This window comes from Mycobacterium sp. E2733 (genome assembly GCF_001667585.1).
Taxonomy (GTDB): domain Bacteria; phylum Actinomycetota; class Actinomycetes; order Mycobacteriales; family Mycobacteriaceae; genus Mycobacterium.
In genome coordinates this window covers 60,845-84,285 of record NZ_LZJZ01000024.1, presented here as the reverse complement: position 1 = coordinate 84,285, position 23,441 = coordinate 60,845, and the positions used below count along the sequence as shown (strand labels likewise).

Annotated in this window: 23 protein-coding genes and 1 pseudogene; 9 read left to right on the top strand and 15 right to left on the bottom strand. The window is 68.5% G+C overall.

Annotated elements, in window-relative coordinates; translation table 11 throughout:
• Together A5678_RS05765 and yajC are read right to left on the bottom strand one after the other, a co-directional pair.
• Positions 1–246, bottom strand: a pseudogene (locus tag A5678_RS05765) (protein translocase subunit SecD); the annotation flags it as partial.
• Between the two features lie 114 nt (positions 247–360).
• Positions 361–702: a preprotein translocase subunit YajC gene (yajC, locus tag A5678_RS05760; protein WP_068039757.1), complete on the bottom strand. Its 342-nt coding sequence runs from the start codon at positions 700–702 to the stop codon at positions 361–363.
• A gap of 207 nt (positions 703–909) precedes the next feature.
• On the opposite strand from yajC, the gene gabT reads away from it, so the two are divergent.
• The gene (gene gabT / locus A5678_RS05755) at positions 910–2,259 is read left to right on the top strand and encodes a 4-aminobutyrate--2-oxoglutarate transaminase (protein ID WP_068039756.1); all 1,350 of its coding nucleotides are present in this window, start codon (positions 910–912) and stop codon (positions 2,257–2,259) included.
• 151 nt (positions 2,260–2,410) lie between these two features.
• Positions 2,411–5,974, top strand: a complete 3,564-nt coding sequence (gene car / locus A5678_RS05750) for a carboxylic acid reductase (RefSeq protein ID WP_068039754.1) — start codon at positions 2,411–2,413, stop codon at positions 5,972–5,974.
• A 59-nt stretch (positions 5,975–6,033) separates the two neighbouring features.
• On the opposite strand, the gene A5678_RS05745 is transcribed toward car, so the two are convergent.
• The 6 genes from A5678_RS05745 to ruvC form a co-directional block, all read right to left on the bottom strand.
• On the bottom strand, positions 6,034–6,726 hold the full coding sequence (locus tag A5678_RS05745; RefSeq protein ID WP_068039751.1) for a hypothetical protein: 693 nt from the start codon (positions 6,724–6,726) through the stop codon (positions 6,034–6,036).
• A 129-nt stretch (positions 6,727–6,855) separates the two neighbouring features.
• On the bottom strand, positions 6,856–7,242 hold the full coding sequence (locus A5678_RS05740) for a DUF1304 domain-containing protein (protein ID WP_068039749.1): 387 nt from the start codon (positions 7,240–7,242) through the stop codon (positions 6,856–6,858).
• A 161-nt stretch (positions 7,243–7,403) separates the two neighbouring features.
• Positions 7,404–8,075, bottom strand: coding sequence for a hypothetical protein (locus A5678_RS05735; protein ID WP_068039747.1), 672 nt, complete (start codon positions 8,073–8,075; stop codon positions 7,404–7,406).
• 318 nt (positions 8,076–8,393) lie between these two features.
• Entirely contained in the window at positions 8,394–9,440 is a 1,047-nt protein-coding gene (gene ruvB, locus A5678_RS05730; protein WP_068039744.1) for a Holliday junction branch migration DNA helicase RuvB, read from the bottom strand.
• Positions 9,441–9,498: 58 nt separating this feature from the next.
• A complete protein-coding gene (gene ruvA, locus A5678_RS05725; RefSeq protein ID WP_068039741.1) occupies positions 9,499–10,098 on the bottom strand; it encodes a Holliday junction branch migration protein RuvA in 600 nt (199 codons plus the stop codon).
• On the bottom strand, positions 10,095–10,649 hold the full coding sequence (gene ruvC / locus A5678_RS05720) for a crossover junction endodeoxyribonuclease RuvC (protein ID WP_068039738.1): 555 nt from the start codon (positions 10,647–10,649) through the stop codon (positions 10,095–10,097). Before ruvC ends, ruvA begins: the two co-directional genes overlap by 4 nt.
• A gap of 182 nt (positions 10,650–10,831) precedes the next feature.
• On the opposite strand from ruvC, the gene A5678_RS05715 reads away from it, so the two are divergent.
• Genes A5678_RS05715 through A5678_RS05695 form a run of 5 tightly spaced genes read left to right on the top strand, consistent with a single transcriptional unit; the run spans position 10,832 to position 14,459 of the window.
• Positions 10,832–11,443, top strand: a complete 612-nt coding sequence (locus A5678_RS05715; protein WP_068039734.1) for a DUF4178 domain-containing protein — start codon at positions 10,832–10,834, stop codon at positions 11,441–11,443.
• A gap of 9 nt (positions 11,444–11,452) precedes the next feature.
• Positions 11,453–11,965: a DUF2617 family protein gene (locus tag A5678_RS05710; protein ID WP_068039731.1), complete on the top strand. Its 513-nt coding sequence runs from the start codon at positions 11,453–11,455 to the stop codon at positions 11,963–11,965.
• Positions 11,962–12,393: a DUF4247 domain-containing protein gene (locus tag A5678_RS05705; protein WP_068039783.1), complete on the top strand. Its 432-nt coding sequence runs from the start codon at positions 11,962–11,964 to the stop codon at positions 12,391–12,393. The genes A5678_RS05710 and A5678_RS05705 overlap by 4 nt, the downstream gene beginning before the upstream one ends.
• Positions 12,394–12,420: 27 nt before the next feature.
• Positions 12,421–12,876 carry a DUF350 domain-containing protein gene (locus A5678_RS05700; RefSeq protein ID WP_068039729.1) on the top strand — a complete coding sequence of 152 codons (456 nt, stop codon included), beginning with the start codon at positions 12,421–12,423 and terminating at the stop codon, positions 12,874–12,876.
• Positions 12,873–14,459: a polyamine aminopropyltransferase gene (locus A5678_RS05695; protein ID WP_068039726.1), complete on the top strand. Its 1,587-nt coding sequence runs from the start codon at positions 12,873–12,875 to the stop codon at positions 14,457–14,459. Before A5678_RS05700 ends, A5678_RS05695 begins: the two co-directional genes overlap by 4 nt.
• Before the next feature lie 57 nt (positions 14,460–14,516).
• Here the strand turns inward: A5678_RS05695 and A5678_RS05690 are convergent, their stop codons facing one another.
• The 4 genes from A5678_RS05690 to pdxS form a co-directional block, all read right to left on the bottom strand.
• The gene (locus A5678_RS05690) at positions 14,517–15,272 is read right to left on the bottom strand and encodes a YebC/PmpR family DNA-binding transcriptional regulator (protein ID WP_068012027.1); all 756 of its coding nucleotides are present in this window, start codon (positions 15,270–15,272) and stop codon (positions 14,517–14,519) included.
• 212 nt (positions 15,273–15,484) lie between these two features.
• Entirely contained in the window at positions 15,485–16,081 is a 597-nt protein-coding gene (gene pdxT, locus A5678_RS05685; protein WP_068039723.1) for a pyridoxal 5'-phosphate synthase glutaminase subunit PdxT, read from the bottom strand.
• The gene (gene tesB, locus A5678_RS05680; protein ID WP_068039781.1) at positions 16,078–16,914 is read right to left on the bottom strand and encodes an acyl-CoA thioesterase II; all 837 of its coding nucleotides are present in this window, start codon (positions 16,912–16,914) and stop codon (positions 16,078–16,080) included. The genes pdxT and tesB overlap by 4 nt, the downstream gene beginning before the upstream one ends.
• A gap of 14 nt (positions 16,915–16,928) precedes the next feature.
• Positions 16,929–17,840, bottom strand: a complete 912-nt coding sequence (gene pdxS / locus A5678_RS05675) for a pyridoxal 5'-phosphate synthase lyase subunit PdxS (protein WP_068039719.1) — start codon at positions 17,838–17,840, stop codon at positions 16,929–16,931.
• A gap of 224 nt (positions 17,841–18,064) precedes the next feature.
• On the opposite strand from pdxS, the gene A5678_RS05665 reads away from it, so the two are divergent.
• Entirely contained in the window at positions 18,065–19,141 is a 1,077-nt protein-coding gene (locus A5678_RS05665; RefSeq protein ID WP_082945407.1) for a PPE family protein, read from the top strand.
• Between the two features lie 15 nt (positions 19,142–19,156).
• On the top strand, positions 19,157–20,356 hold the full coding sequence (locus A5678_RS05660; RefSeq protein ID WP_068039709.1) for a PE-PPE domain-containing protein: 1,200 nt from the start codon (positions 19,157–19,159) through the stop codon (positions 20,354–20,356).
• Positions 20,357–20,361: 5 nt separating this feature from the next.
• On the opposite strand, the gene A5678_RS05655 is transcribed toward A5678_RS05660, so the two are convergent.
• The 3 genes from A5678_RS05655 to A5678_RS05645 are packed head-to-tail and all read right to left on the bottom strand — an operon-like array spanning position 20,362 to position 23,440.
• Positions 20,362–21,387, bottom strand: coding sequence for an NUDIX domain-containing protein (locus tag A5678_RS05655; protein WP_068039707.1), 1,026 nt, complete (start codon positions 21,385–21,387; stop codon positions 20,362–20,364).
• Positions 21,387–22,511 carry a glycosyltransferase family 4 protein gene (locus A5678_RS05650; RefSeq protein ID WP_068039704.1) on the bottom strand — a complete coding sequence of 375 codons (1,125 nt, stop codon included), beginning with the start codon at positions 22,509–22,511 and terminating at the stop codon, positions 21,387–21,389. The genes A5678_RS05655 and A5678_RS05650 overlap by 1 nt, the downstream gene beginning before the upstream one ends.
• Positions 22,511–23,440, bottom strand: coding sequence for a phosphatidylinositol mannoside acyltransferase (locus tag A5678_RS05645; RefSeq protein ID WP_068039779.1), 930 nt, complete (start codon positions 23,438–23,440; stop codon positions 22,511–22,513). Before A5678_RS05645 ends, A5678_RS05650 begins: the two co-directional genes overlap by 1 nt.
• Between the last annotated feature and the right edge of the window lies 1 nt (position 23,441).

Below are 23,441 nucleotides of genomic sequence, written 5' to 3'. Positions count from 1 at the left end.
GCCAAGCCCGTTGACCCGCGCACTGATGATCTGCTGTGCCTGTGCCAGCGCATCGCGGCTCGGGCGCGACCCGTCCGGCGTACGCGCGGTCAACGTGACGCGCGTACCGCCCTTAAGGTCGATGCCGAGCTTGGGAGCGACGCGCTTGTCCCCGGTCAGGAACACCAGCAGGTAGACGCCGACGAGCAGCAACAAGAAAACCGACAGGTAGCGGGCAGGGTGCACCGGCGCCGAAGACGATGCCACGTTCCTTCTATCTCCTCGAGTTGCGGTTCTTACCCCGGACAGAGCCCTGAAAAGAGCCTAGTGTCGCGCACCCGCCCCTTGCGCAAGCGGTCGGGCGCCGGACGGGATCTGCCGTCAGGAATCCTTGGTCACCCGGCCCTCGTCGGATTCTGCCAAGTCGTCGGACTCGTCACCGTCGGCCAGGTCTTCATCGTCGTCGGGCACGATCCGGTCGCGGATGGCCAGCTTCATCCACGTCGTCACCACTCCGGGCGCGATCTCGAGGTCGATGGTGTCCTCCGTGATCGCAACGACCGTCGCCTCCAGGCCGGACGTCGTGTGCACGCGGTCCCCCGGCTGCAGCGACTCGTGCAGGTCGATGGTGGCCTGCATCGCGCGCTTCTGACGCCGCGACGCGAAGTACATGAACCCACCCATGATGAGCAGGAAGGGCAGGAAGAGAATCAAACTTTCCATGAACGGGCCTGTCTTTCGTATTGGCGTTTAAGGCATTTCTTGTCGCCGGGTGCCGGGACCGCCCCGCGGGGCGCGCACCTCGTACCGGCCAGTGTGCCATTGCCGCAGGTCGCTCCCGACCGCCGCGGTATGCGGGAGGCCCGTAGGCGCCGAGCCGGATAGGCTTTAGTGGCGACGTGACAGGCGCGCCGCGGTGAGGAGAAAATCGTGGCCGGGCTCGAGCAGACTCGCCAGCTGGTCACCGAAATCCCCGGTCCCGCTTCGCTGGAACTGACAAAACGGCGCGCCGCGGCGGTGTCTCACGGGGTGAACGTCTCGCTGCCGGTGTTCGTGGCGCGCGCCTCCGGCGGCATCATCGAGGACGTCGACGGCAACCGGCTCATCGACTTGGCTTCGGGCATCGCGGTGACAACCATCGGCAATTCCGCGCCCCGGGTGGTGGAGGCCGTGCGCGCGCAGGTCGCCGAGTTCACCCACACCTGTTTCATGGTTGCGCCGTACGAGCAGTACGTCGCCGTCGCCGAGGAGCTCAACCGGATCACGCCGGGCTCCGGGGAGAAGCGTTCGGTGTTGTTCAATTCCGGCGCCGAGGCGGTCGAGAATGCCGTCAAAATCGCGCGCACGTACACCCGCAAGCCCGCGGTCGTGGCGTTCAACCACGCCTATCACGGCCGCACCAACCTGGCGATGGCACTGACCGCCAAGTCCAAGCCCTACAAGAGCGGCTTCGGCCCGTTCGCGCCGGAGATCTACCGGGCCCCGGTGTCCTACCCCTACCGGGACGGCCTGATCGACAAGGAGCTGGCCACCGACGGGGAGAAGGCCGCCGCCCGGGCGATCGACGTGATCGAGAGCCAAGTCGGTGCCGACAGCCTCGCCGCCGTGATCATCGAACCGATCGCCGGCGAAGGCGGATTCATCGTGCCCGCCGAGGGATTCTTGCCCGCCCTGCTCGACTGGTGCCGGAGCAACGACGTGGTGTTCATCGCCGACGAGGTGCAGACCGGGTTCGCGCGCACCGGCGCGATGTTCGCCTGCGAGCACGAGGGCCCGAACGGTTTGGAGCCCGATCTGATCTGCACCGCCAAGGGCATCGCCGACGGGCTGCCCCTGTCGGCGGTCACCGGCCGCGCAGAAATCATGGACGCATCGCACGTCGGCGGTTTGGGCGGCACCTTCGGCGGAAACCCAATCGCGTGTGCGGCAGCGCTGGCCACCATTACCACGATCGAAAGTGACGGACTGATCGAGCGGGCCCAGCAATTGGAACGGCTGATCACCGAACCGTTGTTGCGTCTGCAGGCCAGCGATGACCGGATCGGCGACGTGCGCGGCCGCGGCGCCATGATCGCCATCGAGTTGGTGAAGTCAGGGAGCTCGGAGCCCGACGCGGAGCTGACCCAGAAACTGTCCACCGCGGCCCACGCTGCCGGCGTCGTCGTGTTGACCTGCGGCATGTTCGGCAACATCATCCGGCTGCTACCGCCGCTGCCGATCAGCGACGGCCTGCTCAACGAGGGGCTCGACATCCTGGGCCGGCTGCTGGGCGACCTGTAAGACCTGGGGACCCATCGGGCTCGCGTGGGCAATCTCACAACGTCCGCCGCGGCGCGGCCATGGTGGAATACCGTTACTTTAGCTAACGTTCTAATCGTCTGCGCATCGGCGCGAAAACGACTCACTATCTTTCATTGCAAGGGAATTGTTTATGTCGACCATTAACAACGACGAGCGGCTCGAACGTCGCATCGAGGAACTGACCGCGAGCGACCCCCAGTTCGCCGCCGCCCGCCCCGACCCGGCGATCGAAGCGGCGCTCGAGAAGCCCGGACTGCGTCTCCGAGAGGTCATCCGGACCGCACTCGAGGGGTATGCGGACCGGCCGGCCCTGGCACACCGCGTGGTGGAGTACGTCGAGGACCCGGCGACCGGGCGCACCCGGCTGGAGCTGCTCCCCCGCTACGAGACCATCACGTACCGCGAGCTGGGCGACCGCGTCGAAGTGCTTGGCCGGGCCTGGGCCAACGACGAGGTGCACGTCGGTGACCGGGTCTGCGTGCTGGGCTTCAACAGCGTCGACTACGCCACCATCGACATGGCGCTGGCCATCATCAGCGCGGTGTCGGTGCCGCTGCAGACGAGCGCGTCGCCCGCGTCGCTGCAGCCGATCGTGACCGAGACCGAGCCCACCGTGATCGCGGCGAGCGTGAACCAGCTGCCCGAGGCCGTGGAGTTGATCCTGAGCGGCCATCGCCCCGCCAAGCTGGTGGCATTCGACTACCACCCCGAGGTCGACGACGAGCGCGAGGCCGTGGAAACCGCGCGCACGCGGCTGGCAGACGCAGGCGTGGTGGTGGAGACGCTGGCCGAGGTGCTCGAGCGCGGCAAGGCGCTGCCGGAAGCGCCCATCCCGACGAGTGGCGACCCCGACCCGCTGGCCCTGCTGATCTACACCTCCGGCAGCACCGGCGCGCCCAAGGGCGCGATGTACCCGCAGAGCAACGTCGCCAAGATCTGGCGCCGGGGCAGCAGGAACTGGTTCGGGGAAAGCGCCGCGTCGATCACCCTCAACTTCATGCCGATGAGCCACGTCATGGGTCGCGGCATCCTCTACGGCACCCTGGGCAACGGCGGCACCGCGTACTTCGCCGCCAAGAGCGACCTCTCCACGCTGCTGGAGGACCTCGAGCTGGTGCGGCCCACCGAGCTGAACTTCGTGCCGCGCATCTGGGAGACCCTGTTCGGCGAATTCCAGCGCCAGGTGGAGCGGCGGCTGCCCGAGGGTGCGGGCCCGGAGGCCCGCGAGGCCGTGGCGGCGGAGGTCCTCGCCGAGCAGCGTCAGTACCTGCTGGGCGGGCGGTTCATCTTCGCGATGACGGGCTCGGCGCCCACTTCGCCCGAGTTGCGCACCTGGGTCGAGTCCCTGCTCGAGATGCACCTGATGGACGGCTACGGCTCGACCGAGGCCGGGATGGTGTTGTTCGACGGCGAGATTCAGCGCCCGCCGGTGATCGACTACAAGCTCGTCGACGTGCCGGACCTGGGCTACTTCAGCACCGACCGGCCGCACCCGCGCGGTGAGCTGTTGCTGCGCACCGAGAACATGTTCCCCGGCTACTACAAGCGGGCCGAGACCACGGCCAACGTGTTCGACGAGGACGGCTACTACCGGACCGGCGACGTGTTCGCCGAGGTCGCGCCCGACAAGCTCGTGTACGTCGACCGCCGCAACAACGTGTTGAAGCTGGCGCAGGGCGAGTTCGTGACCCTCGCGAAGCTGGAGGCCGAGTTCGGCAACAGCCCGCTGGTCCGCCAGATCTACGTTTACGGCAACAGCGCCCAGCCCTACCTGCTGGCCGTCGTGGTGCCCACCGGGGAGGCGCTGGCCTCGGACGACGTCGAGACGCTCAAGCCGAAGATCGCCGACTCGCTGCAGAACGTCGCCCGTCAGGTGGGCCTGCAGTCCTACGAGGTGCCGCGCGACTTCATCATCGAGACCACACCGTTCAGCTTGGAGAACGGCCTGCTGACCGGGATCCGCAAGCTGGCATGGCCGAAGCTGAAGCAGTACTACGGCGAACGGCTCGAGCAGCTCTACGCCGAACTCGCCGAGGGGCAGGCCAACGAGCTCGCCGAGTTGCGCCGCAACGGCGCGACCGCGCCGGTGCTGCAGACGGTGAGCCGGGCGGCGGCGGCGATGCTGGGCACGGCGAGCACCGAGTTGACCCCCGACGCGCACTTCACCGATCTGGGTGGGGACTCGTTGTCGGCGTTGACATTCGGCAACCTGCTGCGCGAGATCTTCGACATCGACGTCCCGGTGGGCGTCATCGTCAGCCCGGCCAGCGACCTGCAGGCCATCGCCAACTACATCGAAGGCGAGCGCCATGGCACCAAGCGGCCGACCTTCGCCTCCGTTCATGGCGCGGTGCACGGCCGCCCCAAAGATCAAGCGACCGAGGTGCACGCCGGCGACCTCACCCTGGACAAGTTCCTCGAGGCGGAGACCCTCGCCGCGGCGCCGACCCTGCCCGGGCCCGTCGCCGAGGTGCGGACGGTGTTGCTGACCGGCGCGACCGGCTTCCTGGGTCGCTACCTGGCGCTGGAATGGCTCGAGCGCATGGACTTGGTGGACGGCAAGGTGATCGCGCTGGTGCGGGCCAAGTCCGACGAGGAGGCGCGCGCCCGGCTGGACAAGACCTTCGGCGTGGGCTCCCCGCACGGCGACCCGAAGTTGGTGGCGCACTACCAGGAACTGGCCGCCGACCACCTCGAAGTCATCGCCGGCGACAAGGGCGAGGCCAACCTCGGCCTGGACCAGCAGACCTGGCAGCGCCTGGCCGACACCGTCGACCTGATCGTCGACCCCGCGGCTCTGGTCAACCACGTGCTGCCGTACAGCGAGCTGTTCGGCCCCAACGCGCTGGGCACCGCCGAACTGATCCGGATCGCGCTCACCACCAAGCTGAAGCCGTACACCTACGTGTCGACGATCGGCGTCGGTGATCAGATCAAGCCGGGCCAGTTCGTCGAGGACGCCGACATTCGGCGGATCAGCGCGACCCGCGAGATCAACGACAACTACGCCAACGGCTACGGCAACAGCAAGTGGGCCGGCGAGGTGCTGCTGCGTGAGGCGCACGACCTCTGCGGCCTGCCCGTCGCGGTCTTCCGGTGCGACATGATCCTGGCGGACACCACCTACGCGGGCCAGCTCAACCTGCCGGACATGTTCACCCGGCTGATGCTGAGCCTGGTCGCCACCGGTGTCGCACCCGGTTCGTTCTACGAGCTGGACGCCGAGGGCAACCGTCAGCGCTCGCACTACGACGGCCTGCCGGTCGAGTTCATCGCCGCAGCGATCTCCACACTGGGGACGCAGATGCTGGACGACGTCTCCCGAGGGGACGGCTTCCAGACGTACCATGTGATGAACCCGTACGACGACGGCATCGGTCTCGACGAGTACGTCGACTGGCTGATCGACGCCGGCTATGGGATTCAGCGCATCGCCGACTACGGCGAATGGCTGCGGCGGTTCGAGGGAACGATGCGGGGTCTACCCGAGCGGCAGCGCCAGTACTCGCTGCTGCCGCTGCTGCACAACTACCAGCAGCCCGAGAAGCCGATCAACGGATCGATGGCACCGACCGACCGCTTCCGCGCCGCGGTGCAGGAAGCGAAAATCGGCCCCGACAAAGACATTCCACATGTCTCGGCGCCGATCATCGTCAAGTACATCACCGACCTGCAGTTGCTCGGACTGCTGTAAGCGCAAGACAGCAATCGCCCAGTCCATCACGGACTGGGCGATTGCTGTTCTATGCGCGGTTACTGCTGCGGGTGCGGCCAGCGCAGGTACGCGGCGTTGGCACTCGACGCCGGGCGCTGGCGACGCCAGCCCCGCTTCGGCGGCTCCGGGTCGGCAGCCGTCCGCGGCTTGGTCAGCGCGCCCGAGGACACCTCGGCGGGCTGCTCGTACGCCGACTCGCGGTACGGCTCGACGCCCGGCGTCGCCACGGGTGCGGCCGGAGCCACGGGCTGGACGTCACGCGCCAGCCGCACGGCGGTACGCGCCAGCACCGCACCGCCCAGGAAGACGATCAGCGCGCCCAGTCCGGAGAAATAGGCGACCTCGAGCACCGCACGTTTGCGCTCGGTGGCGGCGACCGGGTCACCGGCGGAGCCGATTCCCAGCAGCGGCGCGAACTGACCACCGACGATGAACCAGGCGCCGGCCAACACCGCCAGCCATCCGCCCAGCATGGCCGCCAGCCGATTTCCGGCGACGATCAACAACAGACCGCCCAGCACGGTCGCGGCTCCCGGCAGAACCTCGAGCCACCCCCGAGCCGAGCTCCACGCCCACTCCCGGTCGGGTGTGTAGGCGAAGTTGAAGCGCGGTCCGACAAACGGTATTAACGCCCCCCAAGCTCCCAAGATGACCAGGAGCAATCCGCTGACCGCGCCACGCGAACGCGGCATGCTCAGCCCGCGGGGTTGGCCGTCTTCTGCGTATTTCATGACATCCCCTCGTTAAATACCGGGCCTATTTCCGGCCGGGGATGGGTACCCGGCGTTTTCCAGTCGTAACCCATACGGCCGGTGAAAGCCACCGCACCCCTGGGACCATTGGGGCAGGTGAGACTGCTGTTACTGCTGAAGTCCGAGCAGCAGCAGCACGATCGCGATCACCGGAAAGGTGCCCTGCGTCACCGCCGCCCGCGCCTTCTCCGGCGCGGACAACAGCAGCACCACCGCGGCCGCGGCCATGCAACCGACGCTGGCAAAAATCAGGGCCGCGCCAACGGCGTTGTGCCGCAGGATGATCGCGGCAATGCCCAGGCCACTGACGACCGCGAGGAACAAGTTGTAGAAGCCTTGGTTGAAGGCCAGCAGCTTGGTGGTCTCGGCCTCCTCGGCCGTGGTGCCGAACTTGGCACGAGTGCGCGGCGAGGTCCAGGTCAACGATTCCATCACGAAGATGTAGACGTGCAATAACGCCGCCAACGCGGCGAATACCAACCCGGCGGCGATCATCGCTCCTCCTCGGCGGTCGAGGCGTGCGCGCTGGCCACCCGGCCATTCCCGCATGTCCCGGCGCCGGTGACTCTACCGACCTGCGGTCGCGGGGACAGCCCTGACGCGAAAGGGCGCCGGTAGCCAACGGCTACCGGCGCCCCGAGTTACCAGCTAGCGCCCTACACGCCGGCGTGGTGATGCCGGTGGAACAGGCCGCCACCGGCGCGCCGACCGAACAGCCCCCGCCTACGGGCCGGCTCGGCTGCCATTGCGTCCGCCCGCGCGGGTGCCACGCCGCGGGTCTCGTCGTACATGGCCGGTTCACCCGCCGGTACGGCGTCACCTGCCACCGGCGCCGGTGCCACCACGTCTCGTGCATGCCGGACCGCCAGGCGCGCCACGGCGGCCCCGCCCAGGAACACGATCAGGGCACCCAGGCCGGTGAAGTAGGTGACCTCGAGCAGGGCGCGTTTCAGGTCCGTCGACGCCACCGGTTGACCGAGGTCACCGATGCCCAGCATCGACGCGAACGCGCGGCCGACCACGAACCAGGCACCGCCGGCGACCGCCAGCCAGCCGCCGAGGACGGCGCTGGCGCGATTACCCGACAAGAGGATCAAAAGGCCACCAACGGCGGTAGCGGCCCCGGGCAGCACCTCCAGCCAGCCCTTGGTCGTCGTCCACGTCCAGGCCGGGTCGGCCATGTACGCCCAATCGATGTTGGGTCCGAAGAACGGCACCAATGCGCCCCAGGCACCCAAAAGAATCAGGAGCAACCCGGTCAGCGCGCCGCGGGAGCGTGGCATGTACAGCGCGCGAGGGCGTTCATAGTCGTAGCGCGTGGTCCTCATCAGAATCTCCTTCAACAGGTATTGCTGCTGTGAGCCTGGTTACCCGACGGCGCCCACGTATAACCGGCGGCTGGCCGCGGATGTAGTTTGCTGCGACCCGTTGCCGGTGTGCTCATTGCGTCGCCGGTGGCCTTCTGAGCAGGCCGGAGCCGAGATCGCGCGCGTTCTCGGCGGCAAGGTAACGATTTGGGCGCAATACGGGCCAGGCGGTCGGTGACGGCAGCGACCCGCTTCACCCGGCTACGCCGCGCTCGCGATCGCCGATAGCCCAACGGTGGCGACCCGCTTCACCCGGCTACGCCGCGCTCGCGATCGCCACTAATCGAACAGACCCGGCTGGCCCAGTCCCGCCGCCCCCGCCGGCGGGCTCATGCCCAGATGCGTCCACGCCTGGGCGGTGGCCACCCGGCCCCGGGGAGTGCGCGCGACCATCCCGGCGCGGACCAGGAATGGCTCGCACACCTCCTCGACGGTGGCGGCCTCTTCACCCACGGCCACCGCCAGCGTCGAAACCCCGACCGGTCCGCCGCCGAAGCTGCGGGTCAGCGCGGACAGCACCGCCCGGTCCAGCCGGTCCAGGCCGAGTTCGTCGACGTCGTAGACGGCCAGGGCGGACTTGGCGACGTCGCGGGTGATCACCCCGTCGGCGCGCACCTCCGCGAAGTCCCGAACCCGACGCAGCAGCCGGTTGGCGATACGCGGCGTCCCGCGCGAGCGCCGGGCGATCTCCTCGGCCGCCTCGGCGCCCAGCTCGATGCCCAGGATGCCGGCGGACCGGGCCAGCACCAGCTCCAACTCGGCGGGCTCGTAGAAGTCCATGTGTGCGGTGAAGCCGAACCGATCGCGCAGCGGGCCGGTCAGCGCGCCGGACCGGGTGGTGGCGCCGACCAGGGTGAAGGGCGCCACCTCGAGGGGAATCGATGTCGCGCCGGGACCCTTGCCGACCACCACGTCGACCCGGAAGTCCTCCATGGCCAGGTACAGCATTTCCTCGGCGGGCCGGGCGATGCGGTGGATCTCGTCGATAAAGAGCACGTCGTGCTCGACGAGGTTGGACAGCATGGCGGCCAGGTCGCCGGCGCGTTCCAGCGCGGGACCAGACGTCACCCGCAACGACGACCCGAGCTCGGCGGCAATGATCATCGCCAGCGACGTCTTGCCCAGCCCGGGTGGACCGGACAGCAGGATGTGATCCGGGGTGCCGCCTCGGTTCTTGGCACCCTCGATCACCAGCTGTAGTTGTTCGCGCACCCGCGGCTGGCCGATGAACTCACGCAGCGAACGCGGCCGCAGGCTGACGTCGATGTCGCCCTCCCCGACGGAAAGCGCCGGGGACAGCTCGCGGTCGGCGTACTCGTCGGTCATTTGCGCCGCTCTCCCCCGCAAGCGGGCGGTACCCCCACTGCATCGTCGCCGGCGCGCGTCATCGGGACTTACCCAGCAGCGACAGGGCGGCGCGCAGGGCGCCGGACGTCGTCGCATCCTGCTCGGTGGCCAGCACCTTGTCGGTGGCCTCTTCAGCCTGCTTGACGGCGAAGCCGAGGCCGACCAGGGCCTCCACCACCGGCCCCCGCACCGCGTGCCCGTTCACCGCGGGTGTACCACCCGGGGCGCCCACGGCGACGGCACCGACCTTGTCCCGCAGCTCGAGCACCATCCGCTCGGCGCCGCGCTTGCCGATCCCTGGCACCCGGGTCAGCGCGGTGACATCGCTGTCGTGCAGCACCTGCCGCAGTGTGGCGGCGTCGTGAACCGCCAGCGTCGCCATCGCCAGCCGTGGCCCCACGCCGGACACCGTCAGCAGCGTCAGGAACAGATCGCGGGTGTCCGAGTCGGGGAACCCGTACAGCGTCATCGAGTCCTCGCGAACCACCATCGCGGTGATCAGCCGGGCCTCGGTCCCGGTGCGCAACGTCGCCAGGGTCGACGGTGTGGCGTTCACCCGATAGCCGACGCCGGCGGCCTCGATCACCGCATGGTCGAGCGCCACCTCGAGCACCTCACCGCGCACCGAGGCGATCATCGCGCGGCCTTCAGCTTGGCCAGATATTTATGCCGCTGTTGCTCGGCCAGCGCCTCGGCCGCGGCCATCCGGGCCATCATCGGCGCCCGCCAGCAATGACAGATCGCCAGCGCCAGCGCGTCGGCGGCGTCGGCCGGTGTCGGTTTGGCTTGCAGCGCAAGGATTTTGGTGACCATCGCGGTGACCTGAGCCTTGTCGGCGGCGCCGTTGCCGGTCACCGCGGCCTTCACCTCGCTCGGCGTATGGAAGTGCACGTCGATGCCGCGCTTGGCGGCCACGAGAGCGACCACCCCGCCCGCCTGCGCGGTGCCCATCACCGTCGAGACGTTCAGCTGGGAGAACACCCGCTCGATGGCCACCACATCCGGTTGATGGGTGGCCAGCCAGTGCTCGACCGCATCGCTGATGGCGAGCAACCTATGGGCCAGCGGCACATCAGACGGGGTCCGCACCACGTCGACGTCCAGCGCGACCACGTTGCGCCCGCGCCCACTTTCCACCACCGACAGTCCGCATCGGGTCAGTCCGGGGTCGACGCCCATCACGCGCATTGCCCGCTCCCACCTGTAGAACAGCTGTTCGATACCCTAGCGGCCGGGACCGACCGAAACGCGGACGACACGCGGCCGCGCCCGCCGATTCCCGGCCGGGACGTTACAGCGCCGAATTCACGCAAAAGCTGTTAGCTTTAGCCGACGTTCGCTCGAGCAATGTGGCAAACGGAAGGGTTCGCGTGGGATCACTGCTGGTCATTATCGCGATCGTGCTGTTCATCGCGTCCATCGTGGTACTGGTCATCGCTTTGCGACGACCCAAGCAGTCGGGCCCCCCGCGCGGACGCCAAGACCCTCTCTCGTTCAACGCGATGCCGGAATTCGGCCCGCGGCAGCTCGGCCCCGGCGCGATCGTCAGCTACGGCGGCGTCGATTATGTGGTGCGCGGATCGGTGACGTATCGCGAGGGCCCGTTCGTGTGGTGGGAGCACCTGCTGGAGGGCGGCGACCAGCCGATCTGGTTCAGCGTCGAAGAGGACGACGGGCGCCTCGAGCTGGCGATGTGGGTCAGCCGCAAGGACCTCCGGCTGCAGCCGGGCGACTCCTACGTCGTCGACGGGGTGACGTTTCACGAGTCCGAACGCGGTCGCGCCTCGTTCACCACCGAGGGCACGACGGGCCTGCCCGCGGGCGGCGACATGGAGTTCGTCGACTGCGCCAACTCCGACGAGTCCGCCCTGCTCTCCTTCGAGCGCTGGGCGCCGGGCATGCCGTGGGAGGTTTCGACCGGCAAGCCCGTGCTGACGGGCGAGCTGACCGTGTATCCGGCGCCCCCGCCCTCCTCCCCCTAGGGCGCGTCGGTGCCCCTTCATCAGCTCGCCGTAGAACCTTCGGACGTCTCCGGGCAGAAGCTCGGTCTCGCGCTCAACGCGCCCGCACCGCCGCCGCTGGCGACCTGCCTTCTGCACCACCCCGACGACGGAGCGCTCCGGCTCGGGGTCCTCGGCGCGTCGCACGTCGTCACGGTCGAGCACGCCGCGGGCCGGTTCTCCGAGGAGGTCTCCTGCACGGCACGCGGCGTCGGCGTCGACCTGCCGGAGCACACGGCCGCGCCCGGCTACTCCCTGCAAACCCGCACCGAGTCGTACGACGAAGCGGCCTTCCGCCGCATGGCGCGCGACCTGCGTGACCTGTGCGCGCGCGAAAAGGGTTGGCTCGGTGGAACTTTCCCTGGCGACGACGCCGCGCTGACCGCGTTGGCCGCCGAACCCGACGGCGCCGGCTGGCATTGGCAGACCTGGCATCTCTACCCGCGCAGTCCTTTTGGCTGCGGCGGCGACGTGGTCCACACCGTTAGCCGGTGGCACCCGTGAGCCGCAACCGCCTGTTCTTGATCGCCGGGGCGCTGGCCGTCGCCGCCGTCGCCTGCCTGATCCCCGGAATCATCTTGTCGCAGAAGAGTATTGCTTCCTACATCGCGGGCCACTATCACGAGTACTCCCACGACGCGAACGGGAAGCGGTACGAATGCAGCGGACCCCCCGACGACGTGGCCGACACGCTCGCCGAGTATCAGGCCCCCGAGGCGCGTGCCGCCAACGGCGACAGTGAGTACCTGCGCTACAGCAACAACATCGTGATCGTGGGCCCCGAGGGCAATCGCCCGTGCAGCATCCGCCTGGAAGGCCTGAACGCCGGATACAGCCACGGCTCCTTCATCTTCCTGGGCCCCGGATTCACCCCCGGCTCGCCCTCGGGCGGCGCCGGAGGTACGCCCGGGGGCCCCGGCGGAACCAAGTGACGGCTCACCACCACAAAGGAGAAAAACATGTACCTCGCCGTCGAGATCGGCACCGTCGACCTCAATCCCGTCCTGAAGGGCGCACTCGCGACGATCCTGTACTTCCTGGTCGGCATGGCAGTGCTTCTTGTCGGGTTCTACGCGGTCGACGTGTTGACCCCGGGCAATCTGCGCCGACTGGTGTTCATCGACCGCCGCCCCAACGCCGTCATGGTCGCGGGCGCGATGTATGTCGCCCTGACCATCGTCATCATCACCGCCATCGCGAACAGCTATAGCCAGCTGGGCCAGGGGCTGGTCGGCGTGGCGGTGTACGGGCTGATGGGTGTGATCCTGCTGGGGATAGCACTGCTCACGATGCACCTGCTGATACCGGGCAGTTTCCACGAGCACATCGACGAGCCGGAGTTGCACCCGGGATCGTTCGCGGTGGCGCTGATATTGCTCGCGGTCGGAGGGGTCACGGCCGCTGCGGTGTCATGACATCCGTTGATCTGCCGGCGCCGGAGGTGAATCGGCCCGCGGAGCCTCCCGGGCGCTGGCGGGCCGTGCTGCTGGCTGCCGTCGCGGCATGCGCGGCGTCCGGCATCATCTACGAACTCGCGCTGCTGACGCTGGCGGCGAGCCTGAACGGCGGCGGGATCGTCGCCACGTCACTGATCGTCGCGGGCTACATCGCCGCTCTTGGCGTCGGTGCCCTGCTGGTCAAGCCGTTGCTGGCCCACGCGGCCGTCGCGTTCGTCGCGGTGGAGGTGCTGCTGAGCATCGTCGGCGGCTTGTCCGCGGCGGCGCTGTACACGGTTTTCGCGTTCATCGACGACGAATCGATGTGGATGCTGGCGGTGGGCACGGCCCTGATCGGTGGGCTGGTCGGCGCCGAGGTGCCGCTGCTGATGACGATGCTGCAACGCGGCCGCAGCGGCGAGGCGCCCGACACCGGCCGGACGCTAGCCAACCTCAACGCCGCCGATTACCTCGGCGCGCTGCTGGGCGGGCTGGTGTGGCCGTTCCTGCTGCTGCCCCAGCTGGGCATGATCCGCGGCGCCGCGGCCACCGGCATCGTCAATCTGCTGGCGGCGGCCGTCGTGGCGATCTTCGTACTGCGGCGGGTCGTTTCGACCCGACAACTGGTGACGGCGCTGTGCGCGCTCGCCGCCGCGCTCGCGCTACTGGCCACGCTGCTGGCCCGTTCGGCCGACATCGAGACGACCAGCAGGCAACGCCTCTACGCCGACCCGATCATCGCCTACCAACATTCGGCCTACCAGGAGATCGTGGTCACCCAGCGCGGTAACGACATGCGGCTGTACCTCGACGGGGGGCTGCAGTTCTCCACCCGGGACGAGTACCGCTACACCGAAAGCCTGGTCTACCCCGCGCTCGGGGCCGGCGCGCGATCGGTCCTCGTCCTCGGCGGCGGCGACGGGCTGGTGGCCCGCGAGCTGCTGCGCCAGCCGGGCATCACGAGGATCGTGCAGGTGGAGCTCGACCCCGCGGTGATCCGGCTGGCGCGCACCACGATGCGCAGGGCCAACGGCGGCTCGCTGGACAGCCCGCGGGTCAAGGTGGTGATCGACGACGCGATGCGCTGGTTGCGCTCGCCGCACCCGGACGTCGTCCCGCCCGGCGGCTTCGACGCGGTCATCGTCGACCTCCCCGACCCCGACACCCCGGTCCTGGGCCGGCTGTATTCGACCGAGTTCTACGCACTTATCGGGCACGCGCTCGCCACCGACGGACTGATGGTCGTGCAGGCGGGCAGCCCGTTCTCGACGCAGACCGCGTTCTGGCGCACCACGGCGTCGATCCGCGCGGCCGGCTATGTGGTGACGCCCTACCACGTCTATGTGCCGACGTTCGGTGACTGGGGTTTCGCGCTGGCGCGCCGCGCCGGCGGCGCGCCCACGCCCACCGTGCCGCCCAACGCGCCTCCGCTGCGCTTCCTCAACCAGCGCGTCCTCGACGCCGCCACGGTGTTTCCGGACGACACCCGCGCCCGTCCGCTTGAACCCTCGACCCTGGACAATCCGCGCATCGTCGAGGACATGCGGCACGGTTACGACTAGACCCGATGACGTCGGCCCGCTCCACCCGGCGCCAGCGCCGCGCTTGCGATCGACTAGTCAGTCCTCGTCGAGAGCGGCCAAAACTTCGTCGGACAAATCGACGTTGGTCCAAACGTTCTGCACATCGTCGCTGTCCTCCAGGGCGTCGACGAGCTTGAAAACCTTCCGGGCGCCGTCGACATCCACCGGCACGCTGACCGAAGGCTGGAAGCTGGCCTCGGCGGACTCGTAGTCGATGCCGGCGTCCTGCAACGCTGTGCGCACCGCGACCAGATCGGTCGGCTCCGAGATGATCTCGAAGCTCTCACCGAGGTCGTTGACGTCCTCCGCGCCGGCGTCGAGGACCGCCGTCAGCACGTCGTCCTCGGTGAGCCCGTTCTTCTCCAGCGTGACGACGCCTTTGCGGGTGAACAGGTACGACACCGAGCCCGGATCGGCCATCGTGCCGCCGTTGCGGGTCACCGCCACCCGGACTTCGCCGGCCGCGCGGTTGCGGTTGTCGGTCAGGCACTCGATCAGCACCGCCACGCCGTTGGGCCCGTAGCCCTCGTACATGATCGTCTGGTAATCGGCGCCGCCGGCTTCCTCGCCGGCGCCGCGCTTGCGGGCGCGCTCGATGTTGTCGTTGGGCACCGACGTCTTCTTCGCCTTCTGAATGGCGTCGTAGAGCGTCGGATTGCCGGCCGGGTCACCGCCGCCGGTCCGGGCGGCCACTTCGATGTTCTTGATGAGCCGGGCGAACTCCTTGCCCCGGCGCGCGTCTTTGACGGCCTTCTGGTGCTTGGTGGTGGCCCACTTGGAATGGCCGCTCATTGGTGTCTCTTACCTCTTCTGTCTTCGAAAGTTCGCCAGACGAGTCTACGTGGACGGCTGGCTGCGATTGCCCTGCCGCTCCCTAGTAGCCCAGCCGCCCCAGCAGTCACAAGAACCGAAGGATATGCCTCTACCCAGACGTGATATCGCCGGCGCTATCAATTTCGGGGATTACCAAATCCCCCGAAGTTGGTACGGATGTGACCGGTGCTTCAGGCGTTGCCGTTGACGATGTCCACGAAGAGCTGGTGGATGCGCCGGTCGCCGGTCATCTCGGGGTGAAACGCCGTCGCCAGCTTCGCGCCCTGCCGCACCGCGACCGTGTGCCCCGACGCTTCGGCCAGCGCCTGGACGTCGTCGCCGGCCCGCTCCACCCACGGGGCGCGGATGAACACCGCGCGCACCGGAGCGTCCAAACCGACGAACGGTATGTCCCCCTCGAACGAGTCGACCTGCCGCCCAAAGGCGTTGCGCCGCACGGTCATATCGATCGCGCGCAGCGGCAGCGCCTGCCGCCGCCTGGCGCCGGCGTCGAGGATCTCGCTGGCCAGCAGGATCATCCCGGCGCACGCGCCGTAGGCCGGCAGCCCGTCGGCCAGCAGCCCGCGCAGCGGCGCCAGCAGGTCGAGGTCGAGCAGCAGGTGGCTCATGGTGGTGGATTCGCCACCGGGAATGACCAGCCCGTCGACCTTCTCCAGCTCGCCGCGGCGCCGCACCGGCATCGACTCGGCCCCGGCTTCGCTCAGCGCGGCCAGGTGCTCACGGGTATCGCCCTGCAGCGCCAGCACCCCGACCCGGGGACGGCTCACGGCTGGAATCCGCGCTGGAAGCGGGTCAGCCCCTCCTGCATGACCGCCGCCACCATCTCGCCGGACTGGGTGAAGATCTTGCCCTGGCACAGCGAGCGGCCACCGCTGGCCGACGGGGACGACTGGTCGTAGAGCAGCCACTCGTCGGCCCGGAACGCCCGCATGAACCACATCGCGTGGTCCAGCGACGCCACCTGCAGGTGCTCGCGCACGTCTAGGTGGTTGACCTGCGCCGATCCCAGGAGCGTGAGGTCGCTCATGTAGGCCAGCGCGCAGATGTGCAGCACCGGATCGTCGGGCAGCGGGTCGCGGTGGCGAAACCACACCTGTTGTTGGGAGGCCTTGCCGGGCGAGAGCTGCAGGCGCTCGCGCGGCACGATGCAGACGTCCCACTCCTCGAACTGCTTGAACCCCGCGTCGTCGAACACCTTGATCGAGTCCAGGCCGGGCAGCCCCTCGGGCGGCGGCGCGGCCGGCATGACGTCCTGGTGGTGGATACCCTCCTGGTCGGTCTGGAAGGACGCCCCCATGCTGAAGATGATTTCGCCGTGCTGGATGGCGTTGACGCGCCGGGTGGCAAACGAGCCGCCGTCGCGGGTGCGCTCGACGATGAAGACGGTGGGCTCGTTGGCGTCCCCGGGCCGCAGGAAGTAGCCGTGCAGCGAGTGGACCTGGTAGTGCGGGTCGACGGTGCGCACCGCCGAAACCAGCGACTGCCCCGCCACGTGCCCGCCGAACGTGCGCTGGAAATATCCGGACTCCGGGCTGAACACCCGCCCGCGGTAGATGTTGACCTCGAGTTGCTCGAGATCAAGGATCTCTTCGATCGCCACCAATAGCCCTCGGCTTACCAGCCGCGTTCGGCGAGGCGATGGGGCTGAGCAATCTGCTCGACGTTGATTCCCACCATCGGCTCGCCCAGCCCGCGCGAGACCTTGGCCAGCACGTCGGGGTCGTCGTAGAAGGTGGTGGCCTTGACGATCGCGGCGGCGCGGTGCTCGGGCGCACCGGACTTGAAGATCCCCGAGCCGACGAACACACCCTCGGCTCCGAGCTGCATCATCATCGCCGCGTCGGCGGGGGTCGCGATGCCGCCCGCCGTGAACAGGGTGACGGGGAGCTTGCCGGCGCGGGCCACCTCGACGACGAGGTCGTAGGGCGCCCGCAATTCCTTTGCGGCCACGTACAATTCGTCTTCCGACATCGACGTCAGCCGGCGGATCTCGCCGCTGATCGCTCGCATGTGCGTGGTCGCGTTGGAGACGTCTCCGGTGCCGGCCTCGCCCTTGGACCGGATCATCGCCGCGCCCTCGCTGATGCGCCGCAGCGCCTCGCCCAAGTTGGTCGCGCCGCAGACGAACGGCACGGTGAACTTCCACTTGTCGATGTGGTGGGTGTAGTCCGCCGGGGTCAGCACCTCGGACTCGTCGACGTAGTCGACGCCGAGGCTTTGCAGGATCTGCGCCTCGACGAAATGCCCGATGCGCGCCTTGGCCATCACCGGGATGGTGACCGCGGCGATGATGCCCTCGATCATGTCGGGGTCGCTCATCCGCGACACCCCGCCGTGGGCGCGGATGTCGGCGGGCACCCGTTCCAGCGCCATCACCGCGACGGCGCCGGCGCCCTCCGCGATGCGCGCCTGCTCCGGGGTGACGACGTCCATGATGACGCCGCCCTTGAGCATCTCGGCCATGCCGCGCTTGACGCGCGCGGTTCCCGTTCGCCCGCTGCCGTTGGGTGAAGCGGCGGTATCCACTGCTGATCTCCTTCAACCGTTGTCGACCCAGTCTAGTGGGGGCTGAAACGAGTTTTCCGACTGCGGGACTCACAAAAGGGGCCAATTGACCCTAGGCCCGAAAAACGACCCGTTGTTACACACTTCATGGTTAGTTTGCTCACATCACGGATTCGAACCCGACGGATAGCGGGCCGCCCGGTTGCGGGAAAGGTGGCCGCCGACCTGGCTGAGGAGGGGTCAGGATGTTGCCGGATTTCGTGCTCTTGCCGCCGGAGATCAACTCGGCGCGGATGTACGCGGGACCGCGCTCGGGTTCGATGTGGGCAGCGGCGGCGGCGTGGGATGCGTTGGCCGCCCAATTGAGCTCAGCGGCAAGTTCCTTCCAGTCGACGGTGTCGACCCTGACGGGTGGGGCATGGCAGGGTCCGGCGTCGATGACCATGGCGACGGCCGCCGCCCCGTACGTGCAGTGGATGACCGCGACGTCGGCGCAGGCGGAGCTGGTGGCCAACCAAACCCGGTTATCGGCCGCCGCGTTCGAGGCGGCGTTCATGGCGACGGTGCCCCCGGAAGTGATTGCGGCCAACCGTGCGCTACTGATGTCGCTGATCGCGACCAACATCCTGGGCCAGAACACCGCGGCTATCGCGGCGACCGAAGCCCAGTACGCCGAAATGTGGGCCCAGGACGTGGCGGCCATGACCACATACGACGCCAGCACCCGGGCGGCCGAGGCGACGTGGACGCCGTTCAGCAACCCGCCCCTCACCCTGACGAGCCTGCCCACCCCGACCTTCACCTCCTTCGCTCAGGAGCTGTTTCAGGCCCTGAGTCAGTCACTGACCCAGCAACTCATGAACCCGATGTCGCAGCTGCAGATGCTCTCGACGCCCGCCCAGTTCGCGATGGAACCCATGAACATGATGGTGGGCCAGCTGATGTCGGGAGCCAATCCGTTGCTGGGCAGCACCGGCAGCGTCCCCGCGATGGATCCGGTCCTCGCGTCCACGGTCAGTCCGGGCACCGGCAGTCCCATGACCGCGCAGCTCGCGGGGCGCGTGGTCTCGGCGAGTGTGGGCCGGAGCGGTTCGATTGGGGCGCTGTCCGTGCCGGCGGCCTGGGCCGACGCGGCGCCGACGGCGGCCCCGACTCCCGCGGCCACCGTCGCACCCACTGCCCCCGTCAGCCCCATTTCGGCCACCCTGCCCACCACGCCGCACCTGTCCTCCACGGGCATTCCCGGGCGAGGGACGGCCACCGCCACACATTCGGTCACCGGAACGCGCGAAGGTCTGGCACCGCGCGCGGTGCCGAGCTAGTCAGGCGGAGCGCCGATGTCGTTCGTGATCACCGACCCCGACGCGATGGCGACGGCCGCCGACGAGTTGCAAGCGATCGGCTCGTCCCTGGAGGCGACGAACGCGGCCGTGGCCGCCCCCACGACGGGAGTGCTACCCCCGGCCACGGATTCGGTGTCGGTGCGCGTGGCGGCGATGCTGGACACGCATGCCCAGCAGTACCAGGCGCTCAGTGTGCAGGCGGAACTGTTTCACAACCAGTTCGTGCAAACCCTGATCACCGCGAAGAACGCGTACGCCCAAACGGAGGCCACCAATGCGGCCGCCATGCAGTCGTCGACGGCGTCGGACAAGATCGCGCTGATCATGGGGGGTACCGGGAACCCGTCGCCGGACCTCAAGTACATGACGTCCATCGAACAGGCGTATCTCGCCCAGAATTACTCAGGCTACACCCTGGTGAGTTTGCATACGCCGGAACAGTTTTGGCCGATCACCGGGCTCGGCAGCGAAACCTTCGGCAAGTCGGTCTACCAGGGTGTGGCAACACTGAACAGTGCGATCCTGACCCAGACCGCTGCCGGCAATCACGTTGTCGTGGTTGGTTATTCGCAGAGCGCGACCATTGCCAGCATGGAAATGCGCTACCTGCAAGCTCTGCCGGCCGCCCTACGGCCGAGTCAGGATTTGCTCAACTTCGTGTTGCTCGCCGACCCGAACAATCCGATGGGCGGCATCTTGACGCACTACATTCCGGGCTTCGGCGCGTTCCACTTCGCCACCCCGCTGACGACGTCCTACGCGACGTCCATTTTCACGCTGCAATACGACGCGATCGCCGACTTCCCGCTGCATCCCTTGTGGCTTCCGTCTGACCTCAACGCCCTCTTCGGGTTCCTTTATCTGCACCATACGGTGCCCTTCCTCTCGGCGGCGCAAGTCGCCAGCGCTCTGCACCAGCAGATCGGCAACCTGACTTTCTATTTCATGCCCACCACGCAGTTGCCGCTGCTCGACCCCCTGCGCATGTTCCTGCCCATCATCGGAAATCCGTTGGCGGACTTGCTTCAACCGTTCCTCAAGCCGATCGTCGACCTGGGTTATGCGCCCGGACTTTTCCCGGGTCCGGTGAGTGTTGCCGGGTATCTCGGCCAAGGCGTGGCGTCCGGAATCGGGAACCCGCTGTTTGCGGGATTGCCGCCGCTGGTCCCCAACGGTTTCGCGAGCGGGTTCTGACCGCGTCAGCGAATGGACACCAGCGGGCCCGGCGTCCGGCCGCCCGCCAGCGCGGCGGCGTCGGCGAGCAATTCGGAAAGCTGCATCGGGTACACCGTCTCGCCGGCCGCGGCCAGTCGCGCGATGTCAGCGGCATCGCACCAGCGGTGGCCGTGGATGTAGCTGCGTTCCAGGTCCGTTCGGCCCGCGGCGGACGGCTCGAACCGGTGGGTGCGGTAAACGAAATAGAACTCTTCGCTGTCGATCAAAGAGCCGTTGAACTCGAACACCTCGTCGCGCCGCCACACCGGGCCGACCATCTCGCCGGGCGCGGCCCGCAGCCCGGTCTCTTCGGTCAACTCCCGGGCGGCGGCCTCGGCGAGCCGCTCCCCCTTGCGCACCTCGCCCCCAACTGTGATCCACCATTTAGGGGCTTTGCCGTGGCCGATCGCCGGATCCGAACCGCGCAGCAGCAGCACCGCACCCGTCTCGTCGAGCAGCACGACGCGCGCCGACGTGCGGTGGCTGAGCACCCCATGATCGCCGTGCGCCAGCGCGTGGGGCCGTTCGACGATCTCGAAATAGCTGGGCAGCGCGGCGGTTCCGCCGAGACGTAGGGTCCGTACCAGGAATTGCTCGCGCAGTGCAAGGGTGTCCCGGACGGCGTCGTTGTGGAAGCGGCGGGCCAGCACCACCCGGGCCTCGGCGTCGGCCAGCTCGGCGATCAGCCCGGCCGGCAGCGACGCCGGATCGACGATCGCCAGCGCGGCCGACAGTTCGTTTTCGCACGCCTCACGCGACTGCCGCGGCGCGGCCTCGGCGGCGTCGGCCAGCGCGGCCAGCCGCCTGCCCTGCGAGGCACCGCCGTAGGCGTCGATGGCGACCGCACGCGCGACCACCGCGCGCCGCGCCAGCGCACCGTCGAGCGCCTGCCAGGACAGGTCGTAGCGGACGTGCAGCCGGTCCAGCCGGTTGGCGGTCTGGTAGGCCCAGGCGCCCAAGATGGCCAGGAGCCCGACCACTACCGCGATGGCGACGATCAGCCACGTCATCAGCTCGCGACCTCGACTTTGGCGCCGGACGCGGCGACCGTCTCGTATACGCGCATGATCTGGCTGGCCACCACCGACCAGTCGTAGCGCTGAACCGCGGCCGAACCGGCCGCCACATAGCGTTCGCGCAGCACATCGTTTTCTAGCACCGAAACCAGGGCGTCCGCGAGCGCTACGCCGTCGCCGACCGGCACCAGGCACCCGACTTCGCCGTCACACAGCACGCGCCGGAAGGCGTCCAGGTCGCTGGCCACCACCGCGGTGCCGGCGGCCATCGCCTCGACCAGGACGATGCCGAAGCTCTCGCCGCCGAGGTGCGGCGCGCAGTACACGTCGGCGCTGCGCATCGCCGACGCCTTCCCGGCGTCGTCGACTTGACCAAGAAAGCGGATGTGCTGCACCAATTCGCCTGCCTGCCCGCGCAAATCGTCCTCGTCGCCGCGGCCGACGATGAGCAGCTGCACGTCCGGGAAATGCTGGACCACCCCGGGCAGGGCGTCGAGCAGGACCGACATGCCCTTGCGGGGCTCGTCGTAGCGGCCCAGGAACAGCACCGTCTTGCCCGGCCGCGGGTAGCCGTCCAGCCGCGGCGCCGACGCGAACGAGTCGACGTCTACTCCGTTGGGGATCTCGACCGCGTCGGTGCCCAGCGCCTCCATCTGCCAGCGGCGGGCCAGGTCGGATACGGCGATCCGGCCCACGATCTTCTCGTGCATCGGCCGCAGGATGCCCTGAAACACCGTCAGCGTCAGCGATTTGGTGGTTGAGGTGTGAAAGGTCGCAACGATCGGCCCCGCGGCGATGTTCAGGGCCAGCATCGACAGGCTCGGTGCGTTCGGCTCGTGCAGGTGAAGGACGTCGAAATCGCCTTCGGCAAGCCACTTTTTGACCTTGCGGTGGGTGGCCGGACCGAACCGTAGCCGGGCCACCGAGCCGTTGTAGGGAATTGGCACGGCCTTGCCGGCGGACACGACGTAGTCCGGCAGGGCCGCGTGCGGCGAAGCCGGCGCGAGGACGCTCACCTCGTGCCCGCGCCGGCGCATCACCTCGGCCAGCTGCAGGACATGCGACTGCACCCCACCCGGCACGTCGAACGAGTATGGGCAGACCATCCCGATTCGCATCAGGTCTCCCTGAGCCGCGCCTGCTTGGCTTCGGACAGATCGGCCAGCCACTGCGGTTGCAGCATGTGCCAGTCCTCGGGGTACACGGCGATGTTTTTGGCGAACTCGTCGGCCAGCGCCTGGGTGATGACGCCGACGTCACCGCTGCTGCAATCGAGCGGCGGCTGCATGTTGCAGCCCCAGCCGTCGCCCTCGAACCAGCAGTGCGAGGGGAGCAGCGCCGCGCCCGTCGCGATCGCCAGCTTCGCCGGCCCGGCCGGCATCCGGGTGAGTTCGCCGAAGAATTCGACTTCGACGCCGGTGCGGGTCAGGTCGCGTTCGGCCATCAAGCACACCACCCCGTTGTCGCGCAGCCGCTCGCACAGCACCTCGAACGGGGGCCGTTCGCCCCCGGACAGCGGCAGCACCTCGAAGCCGAGGCGTTCGCGGTAGGCAATGAAACGACGGTACAGCGACTCGGGTTTGAGCCGCTCCGCGACGGTGGTGAAAGTGCCACGGGTCTGCGCCAACCACACCCCGTTGATATCCCAATTGCCGCTGTGCGGCAGGGCCAGGACAACGCCGCGACCCGCGGCCAGCGCCCCATCCAGGTTGTCTTGGCCGAGGACCGAATCGTCGATTTCCCTGGCGAGCTTGCGGTGGTCCATCGTCGGCAGGCGGAACGCCTCCCGCCAGTAGCGGGCGTAGGAAGCCAGCGAGGCCCGCATCAGCGCGTCGGGGACCTGGGCGGGCGGTACGCCGATGACGCGGGCCAGGTTCTTGCGCAGTTGGTCCGGGCCGCCGCCACGCGCCGCATAGCGCGCTCCGGCCCCGAACGCGCTGCGCGCGGCGAATTCCGGCATCGCCCGCACGGCCATCCAGCCGGCCGCGTACGCCCAGTCGCTGGCGGTGCCCGATGCCAGGCGGCGGGGGGTGGCCAACAAACTCATG